Source organism: Aeromonas sp. EU05-FHT14A05, from assembly GCF_058791175.1.
In genome coordinates this window covers 1-16,171 of sequence record NZ_JBYTDH010000015.1, presented here as the reverse complement: position 1 = coordinate 16,171, position 16,171 = coordinate 1, and the positions used below count along the sequence as shown (strand labels likewise).

Below are 16,171 nucleotides of genomic sequence, written 5' to 3'. Positions count from 1 at the left end.
CTTGTTACAGCTCCAGAAAGTTTTGCAGTAAACGGGCACCGGCTGCGCCGGATCGCTCCGGGTGGAATTGGGCGCCGAAGAAGTTGTCGCGCCCTACGATGGCGGTAAAGGGCTGGCCATAGTCGCAGGTTGCCAGCGTCGCGTCTGTCACCTCCAGGGCGTAGGAGTGGACGAAGTAGAAGTAGCTGCCGCTCGGGATCCCCTTGAGCAGGGGATGGGTCTCATCGTGCTCGATCTGGTTCCAGCCCATGTGGGGAAGGCGCAGATTGCCCACCTCCATCAGCCGGATCCTGCCTGGCACTATGCCGAGGCAGTCGATGAGCTGGCCTGAGTCACCATCGGCGCTCATGTTCTCCTCGGAGGCCTGTGCCAGCATCTGCATGCCGAGGCAAAAGCCCAGCAGCGGCTGTCTGGCGGCGCGAATGAGCGGCACCAGGTTACGTTCATTGAGATTCTTCATGGCGGCCACCGCAGTGCCCACCCCGGGCAGGATCAGCTTGTCTGCCCCCTCGATATCGGCCGCCTTGCTGGAAACCAGCGGCTGCACGCCGAGACGCTCGAACGCCATGCGCACCGAGGCGAGGTTCGCACAGCCGGTGTCGATGATGACCAGCTTCTGCTTGCTCACATCCATCACAGCACCCCCTTGCTGGAGGGGAGTTCGCTCCCTTCCACCCGGATGGCCTGGCGCAGGGCGCGGCCAAAGCCCTTGAACAGCGCCTCCACCTGGTGGTGGGTGTTGCCGCTGCCGACCTTCATCTGCAATGTGATGGCCATGGCGTCCGAGAGGGAGCGGAAGAAGTGGGGCACCATCTCGGTGGCCATCTCGCCCACGCTGTCGCGGCCAAAGCCGCTCGGGCAGTCGAACACGAAGTAGGGGCGGCCGCTCAAATCCAGCGCCGTAGCCACGTCCAGCTCGGTCAGGGAGGGGGCCTGGGCACTGTCGTTCGTGCCTTCAACCAGGCGAGGGCGACCGTCGATCACCGCCTGCACCTCGTCCATCGCCAGCACGAAGCCGAAGCGACCGATGCCGCGCTTGTTGCCAAGGGCCTGGCGCAGGGCCTGACCGAGAGCCAGCCCGACGTCTTCCACCGTGTGGTGATCGTCGATGTGCAGATCGCCGCTGACCTTCAGCTTGAGGCGAAAGCCCGCGTGGGTGGCTATCTGATCCAGCATGTGATCGAAGAAGCCGATGCCGGTGGCAATCTGGTTGCCGCCGCTCTTGTCCAGGTCCACCGCCACCTGGATGCGGGTCTCCTTGGTGTAGCGTTCCACCTCGGCCACGCGCCCCTTGGAGAGCAGCTGATCACGGATGGCGAGCCAGTCGTGATCCTGCGGGTGGTAGCGAATGCCGCGAATGCCCATGTTTTCGGCGAGTTGCAGGTCGGTCTGGCGGTCGCCAATGACGAAGGAGTTGGCAAAGTCGATGCGACCGGACGCGAGGTACTCCTTCACCAGGCCGAGGTGGGGCTTGCGGCAGCTGCAGCCGTCGGTGGGGAAGTGGGGGCAGATCAGCACCTGCTCCCAGTTCACTCCTTGGGATTCAAAGAGGTGCATCATCAGATCGTGAGGGGGCTGGAAGTTCTCCAGCGGCAGGCTGGCGGTCCCCAGCCCATCCTGGTTGGTCACCATCACCAGCACGTAACCGGCGGCCTGCAGCTCGCGCAGCACCGGGATCACCATGGGCTCGAAGCGCAGCTTGGCGAGGCTGTCCACCTGCTTGTCGGTCACCGGCTCCTCTATCAGAGTGCCGTCACGGTCGATAAACAAAAACGGGGTCTTCATCTGGCTACTTCCTTATACGCTGGCGGCAGACGGGTTGCTGGCTGAGGGGGTGCTGTTCGATAGATCGCGCAGCACGGTGAGGACGGCGTCCATCTCTCCCTGATAGCCGATGGTGATGCGGATGCTGTTGTCCAGGCCCGGCTTGCTGGAGAAGTCCCGCAAGATGATGCCGGCGGCCTTCATGGCGGCAAAGACGGCGGCACCATCGGTGAAGCGCACCAGCACGAAGTTGCCCTTGTCCTCGAACACCTCTTTCACGCAGGCAAGCCGCAGCAGCTCGGCCTTGATGAGGGCCTTCTGCTTGTTGAGCTCCTGCACCCGCTCCTGCATCAGCGCCAGCCCCATGGGGGAGAGGGCCTGGGTCGCAATCTGGGCGATGGGCTCGGGGATGGGGTAGGGGGCTATCACCTTGGCCAGCATGGCGATGAGCTCCGGGTCCCCTAAGGTGAAGCCGCAGCGGATCCCCGCCAGGGCGAAGGCCTTGGAGAGGGTGCGGGTCACCACCAGATTGGGGTACTGGGCCAGCAGATCCACCACTGAGCTTTCCGGGCAGAACTCGATATAGGCTTCGTCCACCACCACGATGGCACGCTCCCGGGCCTTCTCCAGCAGGGCGATGAGCCCCTTGCGGCCCACCAGATCCCCGGTGGGGTTGTTGGGGGAGCAGAGGAACACCAGTTTCACGTCGGAGAGACGATCCGCGATGGCGGGCCAGTCCGGCTGACGGCTGGCGGTGAGCGGCTGCTCTACGATGCCGACGCCGCAGGTCTCGGCGCTGATGGCGTACATGCCGTAGGTGGGGGGGCAGATGAGGATCTGATCCTCCCCCGCCTCGCAGAAGGTGCGGATCAGCAGCTCGATGGCCTCGTCGGCGCCGCGGCTCACCAGCACCTGATCTGGATTGACCCCGGCGTAGGCGGCGTAGCCGCTCACCACCTCGGCCGGCTGGCACTCGGGGTAGCGGTTGAGACGGTTGCCCTCGATGGTGAAGGGGTAGGCCAGGGGCGCCTCGTTGGCGTTGAGCCAGACGTGACCCTGACCGCCAATGCGACGGGCGGATTGATAGGGGGTGAGGGCCCGCACCACGCGGCGAGCCAGATTGGCGATGCTCATGACAAATCCTTCTGCTGCTGGTCTGAAAGTGCGTTCAATCCGAGGGTGACGGCATTATTGATGAGGGCATGGCGCCCTCTCGGTGCGGTGATCGTCATGTCCGCTCCTCTTGCAGTGCATTCAATCTCAGCGTCACGGCATTCTTGTGGGCATCGAGCCCTTCCGCATCGGCGATACGCTGGACTATGGGGCCAAGGCCCCGGATCCCCTCGATGCTCAGCTCCTGCACAGTGTAGCGACGCTGGTAATCAGCGAGCCCCAGGCTCGAGCAGGTGCGGGCATAGCCGTAGGTGGGCAGGGTGTGGTTGGTGCCGCTGGCGTAATCCCCGACCGACTCCGGGGTCCATGCCCCAAGGAAGATAGATCCGGCGTTCTCGAGTTTATCCAGCAGATCGCGGGGGGCGCGGGTCTGCACGATGAGGTGCTCCGGCGCATAGGCGTTGGAGATGGCACAGGCCTCGTCCAGATCGTCGCAGAGGATCACCAGGCTGCTGCCGAGCGCCTGGGCGGCGATATCCCGGCGGCTAAGCTTGGCCAGCTGGCCCTTGATCTCGCTGGCGATGGCATCGGCCAAGAGCGGCGAGGTGGTTACCAGCACCACCTGGCTGTCGGGACCGTGCTCGGCCTGGGAGAGTAGATCCGCGGCCACGAAGGCCGGGCTTGCGCTCTCGTCGGCAATCACCAGTACCTCGGAGGGGCCGGCGGGCATGTCGATGGCGGCGCCGCGCCAGTCCCGGGAGACCTGGCCCTTGGCTTCGGTCACATAGGCGTTGCCCGGGCCGAAGATCTTGTCCACCTTGGGAATGCTCTGGGTGCCATAAGCCATGGCGGCGATGGCCTGGGCGCCGCCGATGGCGAACACCTTCTCGACACCACAGGCGCGGGCGGCAAACAGGATCTCGTCGCTGGCCGGCGACGGGGTGCAGAGCACCACCTCACGGCAACCGGCGATGGCAGCTGGAATGGCCAGCATCATCACGGTGGAGGGGAGTGGCGCGCTGCCCCCCGGCACATAGAGGCCGACCCGGCTGATGGGCTGGGTGCGCAGCTCGCACACCACGCCGGGCTGGGTCTCCACTCGCACCACGGGCTGCACCTGGGCGGCGTGGAAGGTGCGAATGTTGGCAATCGCCGCCTCGATGGCTCCCTTGATGCCGTCATCCAGCCGTGCACAGGCGGCCTCGATTTCGTCCTCACTGACGCGCAACTGCTCACGGGGGGCGCGCTCGAAGCGCAGGCCGAGCTCCCGCAGGGCGTCGTCGCCCCGGCTGCGCACCGCGCCGATGATCTCCTTGACCACGGCACCTATGTCCGCCTCGTCATTGAGGGCAGGCCGGGTCAGCACGTCGGCCTGCTGGGCGGGGGAGAGGGTCTTCCAGATCAGGGTCTGCATGATATCCCTTCCTTATTCCATCATTTTTTCGATGGGCAGTACCAGAATGGAGCTGGCGCCGAGGGCCTTGAGCTGCTCCATGGTCTCCCAGAACAGAGTCTCGCTGGAGACGACATGCAGGGCCACCTGGTTGGTGTCTCCGGCCAGCTGCATGATGGTGGGGCGCTCGGCACCCGGCAGCAGATCTGTGATGGCATCGAGCTTGTCTTTGGGGGCGTGCAGCATGATGTACTTGCTCTCGCGGGCCTGCTGCATCCCCTGGATGCGGGGCAGCAGCTTGTCGATGAGCTTCTGCTTGGCCTCATTCAAGGGGTTGGGAGCCTGCACCAGCACCGCCTTGGAGCGGTAGATCACCTCCACCTCTTTGAGGCCGTTGGCCTCCAGGGTCGCGCCGGTGGAGACCAGATCGCAGATGGCGTCGGCCAGACCCGCGCGCGGCGCCACTTCCACCGAGCCGCCCAGCATCACGCTCTTGAAGCCAAGACCCTTCTCGTCGAAGAAGCGCTTGAGCAGCCCGGGGTAGGAGGTGGCGATGCGCTTGCCCGCCAGACTTTGCGGCCCTGTGTAGGTCACATCTTCCGGCACCGCCAGGGAGAGGCGGCAGCCACCGAAGTCGAGCTGCTTGAGGGTTTTGACCTCGAAGGGCAGACCCTGTGAGGCGCGGATGAGCTGCACCTCTTCCAGCACGTTCTCGCCTATGATGCCAAGGTCGACCACCCCTTCCATCACCAGCCCCGGGATATCGTCATCGCGCACCCGCAGTATGTCGATGGGCATGTTCTCCACGTGGGCGATGAGGCGCTGTTCCCGTAAGTTAATTTTGAGGCCGCAGCTCTTGAACAGGGCCTGGGAGTCCTGGCTCAGGCGACCGGACTTTTGCATGGCGATGCGCAGACGTTGTGTTTCCATTGCTCGATTTCCTTCTAGTCAAAAACGAAAAAACCCTCGGAAGTGTGTGCTTCCGAGGGTTCATGAATCTTGCGGTCCTTTTGGAAGTCACCAGTTAAGTGTCTTCCAGCAGTCAACCTCCTGAAAGACTAGTCGGGATGATGATGGTGATGATGAGTCTTCAGGGTGGTGAACTTCATGTAATCAATCCTTTACAAATAAGATGTCGTAGTTGACGCCTGATTTAAACTACCTGCCTTGACAGAAAATGCAACCTGAAATTGTGATTTGCCCGATTAAAGTGGAGAAAACGGTTTTCTGGTCGATAACTAATCAAGATAGCCTGAGGAGTGATCACCATGCCCAGCCAGGACCTGTTATTCCCCATCTTGCCGCGCGCGCCGTCGACCCCGAGCCCCGACGACATCAAGCGGGAGGTGACCCAGATCAGCCAGAAGCATCAGCTGCGCAAGATTGGCACTGACAACGGCGGCGGCGCCCAGCAGCACCAGCAGGGGTATCAGCCGACCAGGCGTGATCAGCCAAAGGCGCAGGAAGATGATCACAAGCCGGATCCGGACCATCAGATCGATCTCTTCGTCTGAACGCATTATCAGTCCCGCTTTCGCCGCGCTTTTGGCATAATGGCCGCTTTTGCGCGGGACGCTCCTTTGACCATCCAGACCCTGTTCAAGCCAGATGGCCCTCTGGCCAGCCATATCGAGGGCTTCAAGGCCCGAGCGCCGCAACTGGAGATGGCCGAAGCGGTGGCGCGCGCCATCAAGAGTGGCGGCCGCCTGCTGGTGGAGGCGGGCACCGGCACCGGCAAGACTTACGCCTACCTGGTGCCGGCGCTGGAATCCGGCAAGCGGGTGGTGATAAGCACAGGCTCCAAGAACCTGCAGGAGCAGCTCTTCTACCGGGATCTTCCCACCATCACGGGGGCGCTCTCCTACACCCCGCCGGTGGCCCTGCTCAAGGGACGCAGCAACTATCTCTGCATCGAGCGGATGAACCGCCTCCTGAGCGAATCCCACCTGCAAAAGCCCGAGATCCTCAGCGATCTGGTGAAGGTGAAGTCCTGGTCCACCGCCACCGACAACGGCGATGTGGGAGACATTCCGGGGCTGCAGGAGAACGCCGAGATCCTCGCCCACGTCACCAGCACCAATGACAACTGTCTCGGTCGCGACTGCCCCTATTACGACGACTGCCATCTGGTGGTGGCCCGGCGCCGGGCCATGGATGCCCAGGTGGTGGTGATCAATCATCACCTCTTCTTCGCCGATATGGCGGTGAAAGACACCGGATTTGGCGAGCTGGTGCCCGAAGCGCAAGTCTATGTGTTCGACGAGGCGCATCAGTTGCCGGAGATCGCCACCAACTACTTCGGCAAGTCGGTGGGCAGTCGCACCATCCTGGATCTGGCGCAGGACATCCAGCTTGCCTATCGCGCCGAGGCCCACGACATGGGACAGCTTGGCAAGGCGGCGGACAGGCTCTCCATCGCGAGCCAGGACTTGCGCCTCGCCTTCGGGATAGACGGGGGGCGCGGCAATACCCGCGATCTCCTGCGCCAGCCGCTCTGGGGCCAGACCCTGGCCCGTCTCAACGACGCCATCGGGCTCTGCTACGAAGTGTTGAAACTGGCGCTCGGGCGCGGCGAGCAGCTGGATCACGCCTTCGAGCGAGTCTGCGAGCTGCGCACTCGCCTCGGGGAGGTGCTGGCGGTCAACCAGACAGGTTTCTCCTACTGGTATGACTGTTCCCGGCTGCACTTCTCCCTCAATCTCACCCCGCTGTCGGTGGCCGAGCGATTTGGCGCCGAGGTGCAAAAGCCCGAGGTGGCCTGGATCTTTACCTCAGCCACCCTGACGGTGGACAACCGTTTCGATCACTTCAAGGCGGAGCTGGGGCTGGCGGGTAGCGCCGAGCTTATTCTCGACAGCCCCTTCGACTACGCCGAGCAGGCGCGGCTCTGTGTGCCCCGCTATTTGCCGGAGCCCAACGCCTTCGGGCGCGGCGAGCAGCTGGCCAATCTGATGATCCCCCTCATCAACAAGACGCCGGGGGGTTGCTTCTTCCTCTGCACCAGCCATCAGGTGATGCGGCAGGTGGCCGAGGTGCTGCGCCGGGAGATCGGCCGCACCGTGCTGTTGCAGGGGGAGGACAACAAGCAGCGGCTGCTCAAGACCTTCGTGGAGAACGGGCGCGCCGTGCTGGTGGCCACCAGCAGTTTCTGGGAGGGGATAGACGTGCGAGGGGCGGCATTGTCCTGTGTTATCATCGACAAGCTGCCCTTTGCGAGCCCGGACGACCCGCTGCTCAAGGCGCGGGTGGATGACTGCAAGCTCAAGGGGGGCGATCCCTTCGCCGAGCTGCAGCTGCCCAAGGCGGTGATTGCCTTGAAACAGGGTGTGGGGCGGCTCATTCGTGATCGCAGTGATCACGGCGTACTGGTGATCTGTGATCCACGCATGGTCAACAAGCCCTATGGCGCCACCTTCATCAAGAGTCTGCCCGCCATCCCTCGCACCCGGGAGCTAGAGTCCCTGGGGCGTTTCTTTGATCGGGGCGACTGAGTCTGCCGGTTATTTCCCAGAGCGGCTGGCGAGCCTGGGACGCTGTGTCGAGCGGGATGCTCGGGCCTGGGCCGTGTACCCGGCGCGCTATGCATTCGACCTGAGATGCTGGCGGGTGGCTAGCGATTGACGGATTTGCCATGTTAAGAAAACGGGTGAGCACTGCTCGCTTGCACGTTATGTAATTGACTGATTTTATAGAGATTGTAACCCATGACCGAGTTGAAGATCCTGGCCGTTGATACCGCCACCGAAGCCTGCTCCGCCGCCCTGCTGGTGGGCGACAAGCTGTTCTCCCGTTGGGAAGAGGCGCCGCGGGATCACACCCAAAAAATCCTGCCCATGGTTCAGGCTGTGTTAGACGAGGCCGGGCTATCGTTGGCTGAGCTCGACGCCATCGCCTTCGGGCGCGGGCCCGGCTCTTTTACCGGCGTGCGCATCGGGATCAGCGTGGCCCAGGGGCTCGCCTTTGGCGCCGGCGTGCCACTCATCGGCATCTCGACCCTGGCTGCCATGGCCCAGGGGGCTTATCGTCTGGAGGGGGCAACGCGGGTGCTGACCGCCATCGATGCGCGGATGAACGAGGTCTATTTTGGCCACTACGAGCTGCTTGATGGCCGCATGCAGCTGGTGGGGGAGGAGGTGGTGAGCGATCCCGCCGCCCTGATTGACGCGCGCGGCAAGCTGGCGGGCAGCCTGAGCTGCGTCGGGACCGGCTTTGAAACCTATGGCGAGACGCTCAATGCGCTGGCCGACGAGCTGGCGGTGAGCCAGGTGCGTTTCCCGGCGGCGGTCGACATGCTGCCCCTGGCACGCAGTGCCTGGCTGGCGGGGGAGGCGGTGGCTGTGGAGCAGGCAACCCCCGTCTATCTGCGCGACAAGGTGACCTGGAAGAAACTGCCGGGTCGCGAGTGACATCCAACGGCGAGCCGCGACTCGACGCCAGTGTGTGAAGGCGGGCGTCGCGGACAAGGAGAGGCAAATGATGAAACGCGTGATCATGCTGGGCCTGACGGGGCTGCTGCTCGGCGGCTGCAGCACTGTGCCCAAGGAGCTGGCCTATGAGCCGGAAAGCCAGCTGGTGGCCTATCAACCTGCCCTGCAGGGGATGGAGGGCAAGCCTGCGCGCTGGAGCGGCGTCATCTCGGCGGTGCACAACGAGCAGGATCAGAGCGTCATCGAGGTGGTCTACCTGCCGCTCAAAGCCAACGGCGTACCGACCCAGACGGAGCAGAGCCCGGGGCGTTTTCTGGCCGTCATGAAGGGGTTTGTGGATCCGACGCTCTATGCCAAGGGGCGCAGCCTGACGGTGCTCGGCACCCTGGACAAGCCGGTGGACAGCCAGATAGGCAATCACAAGTATCGCTTCTCCGTGCTCAAGGTCACCGCCAGCAAGCTGTGGCCGCCGGTGAAGGAGGTGGAGATCCGCTACATGGACCCCTACTTCTACGACCCCTTCTATGATCCCTTCTGGCCAAGACGCCACTACTCCCGCTGGTGATCATGGAAGAGCGCTTCCTCACCCTGGCCGATGGACGGCGCATCGCCCTGCTGGATAACGGCCGGCAGGGCAAGCCCCTGATCATTGCCCTGCACGGCTGGCTCGACAACGGCGCCAGCTTCCTGCCCCTTGCCCCCCATCTCGCTGAGTGCCACCTCGTCTGCGTCGATCTGCCGGGTCACGGCCATTCGGATCACAAACCGACCCCCTATGTCTTCGTCGACTGGCTCGACGATCTGCACCAGATTGCCCAGGCTGCGGGCTGGCAGCGTTTCACCCTGCTCGGCCATTCGCTGGGGGCCCTGATCGCCAGCGCCTATGCCGGGGTCTTCCCCGAGCAGATAGTGCGGCTCATCCTGCTGGAGGGGCTAGGGCCGCTGAGCCAACCCGATGAGGAGGTGCCTGCCCAGTTGCGGCGGGCCATCCTCAATCGCAGCCGCACTCGTGAGCGAGCGTCCGGTGGCTTTGTCTCCCTCGACGAGGCGGTGGCGGCCCGCTGCAAGGTGGCTGACATCTCCCCGGCGGCGGCGCGCCTTATCTGCGAGCGTCAGCTGGAGGCGCGGGAAGGGCGCTGGCACTGGCGCAGCGATCCCCGTCTGCGGGATCTCTCGCCCATGCGCATGAGCGAGGGCCAGGCCCAGGCGCTGATCCGGGCCATCGCCTGCCCTGTGCTCTTCATCCGGGGCGAGCAGGGGTTCCAGAGTCTGCTGGCGCAGTGGCAGCTGCGGGGGCCGGCCTTTGGCCAGATTGAAATGGTACAGGTGGCGGGAAATCATCACTTCCATATGGAAAATTCGGCCAAAACCGCCGTTTATATCGAAAACTTCTGTCAGATCCGGTAGGATCGCCGGCTTTGGATCATGTCAGGTTTGCTTTCTCCCTCACACTTCTCGTTGTTAATTCGCTGTTAATCGATGTTGCCTTATGTAACTATGTGCGGCATTAGAGCTGTAGCTTAAAACAACTGATTGAAATGGATGTGACAGGGACGGAGGCAACACAGTGAGCGCACAGGTGCTAGTTATGCAGGAGAAGTTCGTGGAAAGAGTCTGGCTGAAGCGTTATCCAGAAGGGGTGCCCGCCGAGATCAATCCAGACCAATACGGCTCCCTGGTCGAGATGTTTGAAGAGTCGGTGGCCCAGTTTGCTGACCAGCCCGCCTTCGTCAACATGGGGCAGACCATTACCTATCGCCGGCTGGAAGAGCAGTCCCGTGCCTTTGCCGCCTACCTGCAAAACGAGCTCAAGCTCGGCAAGGGCGACAGGGTGGCGGTGATGATGCCGAACCTGCTGCAATACCCCATCGCCGTGTTCGGCATACTGCGGGCCGGCATGACGGTGGTCAACGTCAACCCCCTCTATACGCCGCGCGAGCTGGAGCACCAGCTCAAAGACTCCGGCGCCAAGGCCATCGTCATCGTCTCCAATTTCGCCCATACCCTGGAGAAGGTGGTCTACGACACCCCGGTCAAGCACGTGATCCTGACCCGCATGGGGGACAACCTCGGCCTGGCCAAGGGCACCCTGGTCAACTTCGTGGTCAAGTACGTCAAGAAGCTGGTGCCCAAATACAACCTCCCGCACGCCAGCACCATGCGCCAGGCCCTGGCCAAGGGGCGCTACCTGCAGTACATCAAGCCGGAGATCAGCAACCAGGACATCGCCTTCCTGCAATACACAGGCGGCACCACGGGTCTCTCCAAGGGGGCCATGCTGACTCACCGCAACATGATTGCGAACGTCGAGCAGTGCCTCGGTGTCTATGGTCCCGTGCTGGAGCGGGGCAAGGAGTTCGTGGTCACGGCGCTGCCGCTCTACCACGTCTTCGCCCTGACGGTGAACTGCCTGCTGTTCATGCGCCTGGGTGGCTACAACCTGCTCATCAGCAACCCCCGCGACATCCCGGGCTTTGTCAAAGAGATCAAGAAGTACCCCTTCACCTGCATCACAGGGGTCAACACCCTGTTCAACGCCCTGGTCAACAACGGCGAGTTCCAGGGCATGGACTTCTCCCGCCTCAAGCTCACCATAGGCGGCGGCATGGCGGTGCAGCGTGCGGTGGCCGAGCAGTGGAAGGCGCTGACCCGGACCCCGCTGCTGGAAGGCTATGGCCTGACCGAGTGTTCACCCCTGGTGAGCGTCTGCCCCTACGATCTGGTGGATTACAACGGCTCCATCGGTCTGCCGGTCTGCTCCACCGAGATCCGGCTGGTGGATGACAAGGGGTTGGTTATCACCGAGCTGGGTGCCCCCGGCGAGATGCAGGTGCGCGGCCCCCAGGTGATGACGGGCTACTGGCAGCGTCCCGAGGCGACCGCCGAGGTGATGCAGGATGGCTGGCTCTGCACCGGCGACATCGCCGTGTGCGACCAGCAGGGCTTCTTCAAGATCGTCGATCGCAAGAAGGACATGATCCTGGTCTCCGGCTTCAACGTCTATCCGAACGAGATTGAAGACGTGGTGGCGCTCCATCCCAAGGTGCTGGAAGTGGCTGCCGTCGGCGTGCCTAACCCGGTTTCCGGCGAGCTGGTGAAAATCTTCGTGGTCAAGAAAGATGCAAAGCTGACAGAGGACGAGATAATTGCCCACTGCCGCAAACATCTGACTGCCTATAAGGTGCCGAAACTGGTAGAATTTCGCGACGAACTTCCCAAGACCAATGTGGGCAAGATCCTGCGGCGCGTGTTGCGCGACGAGGAGATTGCCAAGCAGTAACCGGCATGCACTGCTCTGCAGTCAAGCGCTGTCGTTATGCAAAACCGTGGGTCATGCCACGGTTTTTTCTTTCTGGGTCCCGACCAACGTGCAGGCAAAGATGCAATATCAACTCATTTCACAGCAAGCCGAACTGGAGCAGTATCTCGCTTCCCTGGCCGACGTTCCCCTGGCCATAGATACCGAATTCGTTCGCACCCGTACCTACTACCCCCAGCTCGGTCTGTTCCAGATCTATGACGGCGAACGCCTCGCCCTGCTGGATCCCCTGACCCTGGATCTCTCCGGCCTGTGGCAGCGGCTCGGCCGGGCAGGGCAGATCGCCATACTGCACGCCTCCGGTGAAGATCTGGAGCTCATCCAGCATCAGGCGGGCCACCTGCCCAACCAGATGCACGACACCCAGCTCGCGACGGCATTTCTGGGGTACGGCGTCTCGGTGGGCTTCGGCGCCCTGGTCAACGAGTTCCTCGGGGTGACCCTGGAAAAGGATCAGGCCCGCACCGACTGGCTGGCCCGTCCCCTGACCGCGCGCCAGCTCGAGTACGCGGCGGCGGATGTCTTCTACCTGATGCCCCTCTACGAGAAGGTGATGGCCAGGCTGCATGAAAGCGGCAAGTTTGCCTGGTTCGAGCAGGAGTGCCAGAACCACTCCGCCCGCAAGACCCAGGGCAGCGATCCCCGTCAGGCCTACCTTGAGATCATCAACGCCTGGCAACTGGGTCGGCGCGAACTGGCCATTCTGCGCGAGCTCGCCGCCTGGCGTCAGCAAGAGGCGGTGCGCCGGGATCTGGCCCTGAACTTCGTGGTCAAGGAGCTGCACCTGTTCAAGGTGGCGGAGCGCCGACCCACTTCATTGCGGGATCTCAACGAGCTGGGGCTGGCCCCCATCGAGATCAAGATCCACGGCAAGCGGATGCTGGACATCGTCGCCTCTGCCCAGCAGAGCGATCCTGACAGCTGGCCAGAGCCCATTCGCCGGCTGGTGGACTTCCCCCAATACAAGGCCGAGCTCAAGCGCATCAAGGCCATGGTGGAAGAGAAGGCCAAGGCCAGCAACATCCCGCCGGAGCTGGTGGCCAGCAAGAAGATCATCCACCAGTACTTCACCTGGAGCTGGCGGATGAGCGCCGAGGAACGGGCACGCGCCGACAAGCCCATGCTGCTGCAAGGCTGGCGTCATGAGCTGGTGGGCCATCTGCTGGCCCAGTAGCGGGCCTCTGATGCCCTTATGACGAAAGCCCTGGCCGCGTGTGCGGCCAGGGCTTTTGCTTATTCGGATGGCGTGAACCGGTTTTATCCGTGGGTCAGCAGGTTGCCTTGCTGCTGCAACTCGTCGAGATGCAGGCCTGTGGTGCCCTGCAGCAGAACCAGATCCTGGAAGCCTGCATCCCCCGTTGTGCCATCCCTGTCCACGCTGAGGATGGTGCTGCCATTTTCCTCCCGCACCGCCAGATAGTCGGACAGGTCACCGCCCGTCGTATCCTGGAACAGATCTCGCAGATCCAACACGTCTCCCCCCTGTATCAGGTTGGCACTATTGAAGTCGGTTATGGTATCGAGTCCCCCTTCGCGGCCGAAGATGAAGGTATCGCTTCCTTCCCCGCCGACTAAAACATCATTGCCAACCCGCCCGTTCAGGGTGTCGTTGCCATCGCTGCCCACCAGGCCGTCATCGCTATCTGTCCCCGTCAGTATTTGATCTGCCAGTATCGCGTGGTAGCGGATCGTGGTGCTGGCATCCTCCCCTTGTATCATCTGGAAACCGGCCGTCGTATAGGTGCCCTGCAACTGGATTTCGCTGCGGTGGGTTCCATCGTTGATGGTCAGCACACCGCCACTCGCGGTGGCGTTGCTGACATAGCCGATCGTTGCGTTGCCAACGTCGACCAGCTCGAACTTATCTCCTGCGTTGAAACCAGAGACGGTGCCGGTGAAGTCGGCGGCATGTGCCAGCCTTAGGATCCCATCCCCCTCGAGGGCAAAAGCGGTGTCCATGTTCGACGCAGCAGCGTAAGCCAGCGTAGCCATGCCGCTGATCAAGGCGCTGCCGGTACCGCTGACAGCTGCGTTCAAGGTCACATTGCCGCCATTGGCCCACAGCAGGCCGCTGTTGTCGAGTCCGCTGTCGATGATCAGACCACCGGCCCCGGTCGCTGCCAGCATGCCGGAGTTGATGATGACCTCATTGCCTGTGTCGATCACCAGGGCATGACTGCCATCGGCGAGGATGCTGCCTGCGTTGTTCAATATCAGTTGCCCGGCACCGAGTTGGCCTGCACCACGGATGCTGTTGTCGATGTTGAACAGCACGGTATCGGCGCTGCCACCGAACAGTGCATTGTGGTCGCTGTCGGAGAGCACCAGTTGTCCGCCGCCACTCAGGCTGGCACCGCGGAACAGGATCTCCAGGCTGGCGCCGCTGTCGAGGCCACCAAGGGCAATCATCCCTTCGTTGATGAGGCTGCCACCAAACGGCATGATGGCCCCGTCACTTATGGTGAGGATACCGCCGTTGCGGGTCACCGGATCGATGTTGAACTCGAAGTTCGCCTCGCCGAGCATAGACCCATCGATCCCTTTGATTGTGATGCTCTGGCCCTCGCCAATGCTGATCACCGCATTGCCATCGACGTCATTGCCTATTTGCACGTTTGCCATGCTGGTGACGCCGGCAAAGCCGATCAGATCCAGCCTGTCGTTGGTCACGTCGAAGTTGTAGACGACGTTATTGCCGATGGGTTGGGCGAACACGAACTGATCCGCACCGGATGAGCCGGTTAGGTTGTCGTCTTGCGACAGGGCGAAGATGGGGGAGCCTGGGGCATAGGCTTCGACATTATCGGCGATATAGGCGCTGCCCATGCTGCCGTCGACGTTGGTCCAGCTCATGTTGACAGCCAGGATTACGGCCCCGACAAAGTCAGCCGGGGTGGTGACGGTGAGGCTGCTTGGATCCTCGGTCATTAGGCTCCAGGTGCCGTCGCCATTGTCGTTGCCGCCGTTTATGGTCCAACCCGAGGGAACGCCGGATATCTTCATCGAGATCAGGCCAATAAGCCCCTCGGGGGCTTCCAGGGCCAGGTGGATCGGTTCGCCGGCAATACCAGCGGGTGCTAGAGATGCAATCTGTGGTGTGCCGAAGGAAGTTGATGTGGCGACATTGCCATTGCTGTCGATCACATTGTTACCCGCATTCAGGTTTAGCCCTAGAGTGTTACCTCGGTCGCCATTGGCTGGCTGTCGACCATCGTAGGCAACTGTCACCGTCCAGGTCGAGCCGGAGCCTGAGACGCCCGTGATACTGGGGAAGGGCGAAACGCTGGTAGCACTGCCGAACAGGGTGAAGTCTTCGGCGCTGACCCCGTTGACCTGTTCGGAGAAGGTGACGGTGAAGGTCGCGGTGCCGGAGTTGCCGCTACGCGAACTGATGCCCGTGATGGAGAGTACGGTCGGTGCGACCTCGTCGAGGTTGTTGACCGCGAGGGTGACGGCCTGCTCGGTGGCAGGGTTGACACCGTCGCTGGCCAGGACGCTGAAGCTGTAGCTGGACTGGGTCTCGTGATCGGGGTTGCCGAGCAAGGTGACAGCGCCGGTGGTGGCGTTGATGGTGAACTTGTTGGCATCGGTACCGGCGAGGCTGAAGGTCACGCCGGCGCTGATGTCGGCGCTGTCGTCGGCGGTGGCGGTGTAGACGACCTGGCCGGCGCCGCTGTTTTCATTGAGAGCGGCCGCAGTGCCGCCGGAGGTGATGGTCGGTGCGATCTCGTCGAGGTTGTTGACCGCGAGGGTGACGGCCTGCTCGGTGGCAGGGTTGACACCGTCGCTGGCCAGGACGCTGAAGCTGTAGCTGGACTGGGTCTCGTGATCGGGGTTGCCGAGCAAGGTGACCGCGCCGGTGGTGGCGTTGATGGTGAACTTGTTGGCATCGGTACCGGCGAGGCTGAAGGTCACGCCGGCGCTGATGTCGGCGCTGTCGTCGGCGGTGGCGGTGTAGACCACCTGGCCGGCGCCGCTGTTTTCATTGAGAGCGGCCGCAGTGCCGCCGGAGGTGATGGTCGGTGCGATCTCGTCGAGGTTGTTGACCGCGAGGGTGACGGCCTGCTCGGTGGCAGGGTTGACACCGTCGCTGGCCAGGACGCTGAAGCTGTAGCTGGACTGGGTCTCGTGATCGGGGTTGCCGAGCAAGGTGAC

The 16,171-nt window shown here is 62.7% G+C and carries 13 protein-coding genes and 1 other annotated feature; of the genes, 7 read left to right on the top strand and 6 right to left on the bottom strand.

The window, feature by feature from the left end:
• Window positions 1–4 precede the first annotated feature (4 nt).
• The 5 genes from hisH to hisG form a co-directional block, all read right to left on the bottom strand.
• Window positions 5–634 carry an imidazole glycerol phosphate synthase subunit HisH gene (gene hisH / locus AC3WR3_RS18005; RefSeq protein WP_492292673.1) on the bottom strand — a complete coding sequence of 210 codons (630 nt, stop codon included), beginning with the start codon at window positions 632–634 and terminating at the stop codon, window positions 5–7.
• Complete coding sequence (gene hisB / locus AC3WR3_RS18000; RefSeq protein WP_202045575.1) at window positions 634–1,785, bottom strand: bifunctional histidinol-phosphatase/imidazoleglycerol-phosphate dehydratase HisB; 1,152 nt, start codon at window positions 1,783–1,785, stop codon at window positions 634–636. The genes hisH and hisB overlap by 1 nt, the downstream gene beginning before the upstream one ends.
• 12 nt (window positions 1,786–1,797) lie before the next feature.
• Entirely contained in the window at window positions 1,798–2,898 is a 1,101-nt protein-coding gene (gene hisC, locus AC3WR3_RS17995) for a histidinol-phosphate transaminase (protein WP_492292671.1), read from the bottom strand.
• Between the two features lie 94 nt (window positions 2,899–2,992).
• Window positions 2,993–4,291, bottom strand: coding sequence for a histidinol dehydrogenase (gene hisD / locus AC3WR3_RS17990; protein ID WP_492292669.1), 1,299 nt, complete (start codon window positions 4,289–4,291; stop codon window positions 2,993–2,995).
• A gap of 12 nt (window positions 4,292–4,303) precedes the next feature.
• Complete coding sequence (gene hisG, locus AC3WR3_RS17985) at window positions 4,304–5,200, bottom strand: ATP phosphoribosyltransferase (protein WP_202045578.1); 897 nt, start codon at window positions 5,198–5,200, stop codon at window positions 4,304–4,306.
• 24 nt (window positions 5,201–5,224) lie between these two features.
• Window positions 5,225–5,353, bottom strand: a sequence feature (His leader region).
• Window positions 5,354–5,538: 185 nt separating this feature from the next.
• Between hisG and AC3WR3_RS17980 the strand changes: the two genes are divergently transcribed.
• The 7 genes from AC3WR3_RS17980 (at window position 5,539) to rnd (ending at window position 13,190) form a co-directional block, all read left to right on the top strand.
• Window positions 5,539–5,784: a hypothetical protein gene (locus AC3WR3_RS17980; RefSeq protein WP_265436712.1), complete on the top strand. Its 246-nt coding sequence runs from the start codon at window positions 5,539–5,541 to the stop codon at window positions 5,782–5,784.
• A gap of 66 nt (window positions 5,785–5,850) precedes the next feature.
• The gene (gene yoaA, locus AC3WR3_RS17975; RefSeq protein ID WP_492292666.1) at window positions 5,851–7,761 is read left to right on the top strand and encodes a DNA repair helicase YoaA; all 1,911 of its coding nucleotides are present in this window, start codon (window positions 5,851–5,853) and stop codon (window positions 7,759–7,761) included.
• A 213-nt stretch (window positions 7,762–7,974) separates the two neighbouring features.
• Window positions 7,975–8,676 (top strand): tRNA (adenosine(37)-N6)-threonylcarbamoyltransferase complex dimerization subunit type 1 TsaB, encoded by a 702-nt coding sequence (gene tsaB, locus AC3WR3_RS17970; protein ID WP_162519130.1) that lies wholly within the window; start codon window positions 7,975–7,977, stop codon window positions 8,674–8,676.
• A gap of 67 nt (window positions 8,677–8,743) precedes the next feature.
• Window positions 8,744–9,262: a Slp family lipoprotein gene (locus AC3WR3_RS17965; RefSeq protein ID WP_202045584.1), complete on the top strand. Its 519-nt coding sequence runs from the start codon at window positions 8,744–8,746 to the stop codon at window positions 9,260–9,262.
• A 2-nt stretch (window positions 9,263–9,264) separates the two neighbouring features.
• Entirely contained in the window at window positions 9,265–10,104 is an 840-nt protein-coding gene (locus AC3WR3_RS17960) for an alpha/beta fold hydrolase (RefSeq protein WP_265436715.1), read from the top strand.
• Between the two features lie 196 nt (window positions 10,105–10,300).
• Entirely contained in the window at window positions 10,301–11,977 is a 1,677-nt protein-coding gene (fadD, locus tag AC3WR3_RS17955; protein WP_348773025.1) for a long-chain-fatty-acid--CoA ligase FadD, read from the top strand.
• A gap of 100 nt (window positions 11,978–12,077) precedes the next feature.
• Window positions 12,078–13,190: a ribonuclease D gene (gene rnd / locus AC3WR3_RS17950; protein ID WP_247626075.1), complete on the top strand. Its 1,113-nt coding sequence runs from the start codon at window positions 12,078–12,080 to the stop codon at window positions 13,188–13,190.
• A gap of 83 nt (window positions 13,191–13,273) precedes the next feature.
• Here the strand turns inward: rnd and AC3WR3_RS17945 are convergent.
• Window positions 13,274–16,171: beta strand repeat-containing protein (locus AC3WR3_RS17945; protein WP_492292662.1), on the bottom strand; the 2,898-nt coding region annotated here is incomplete at its 5' end.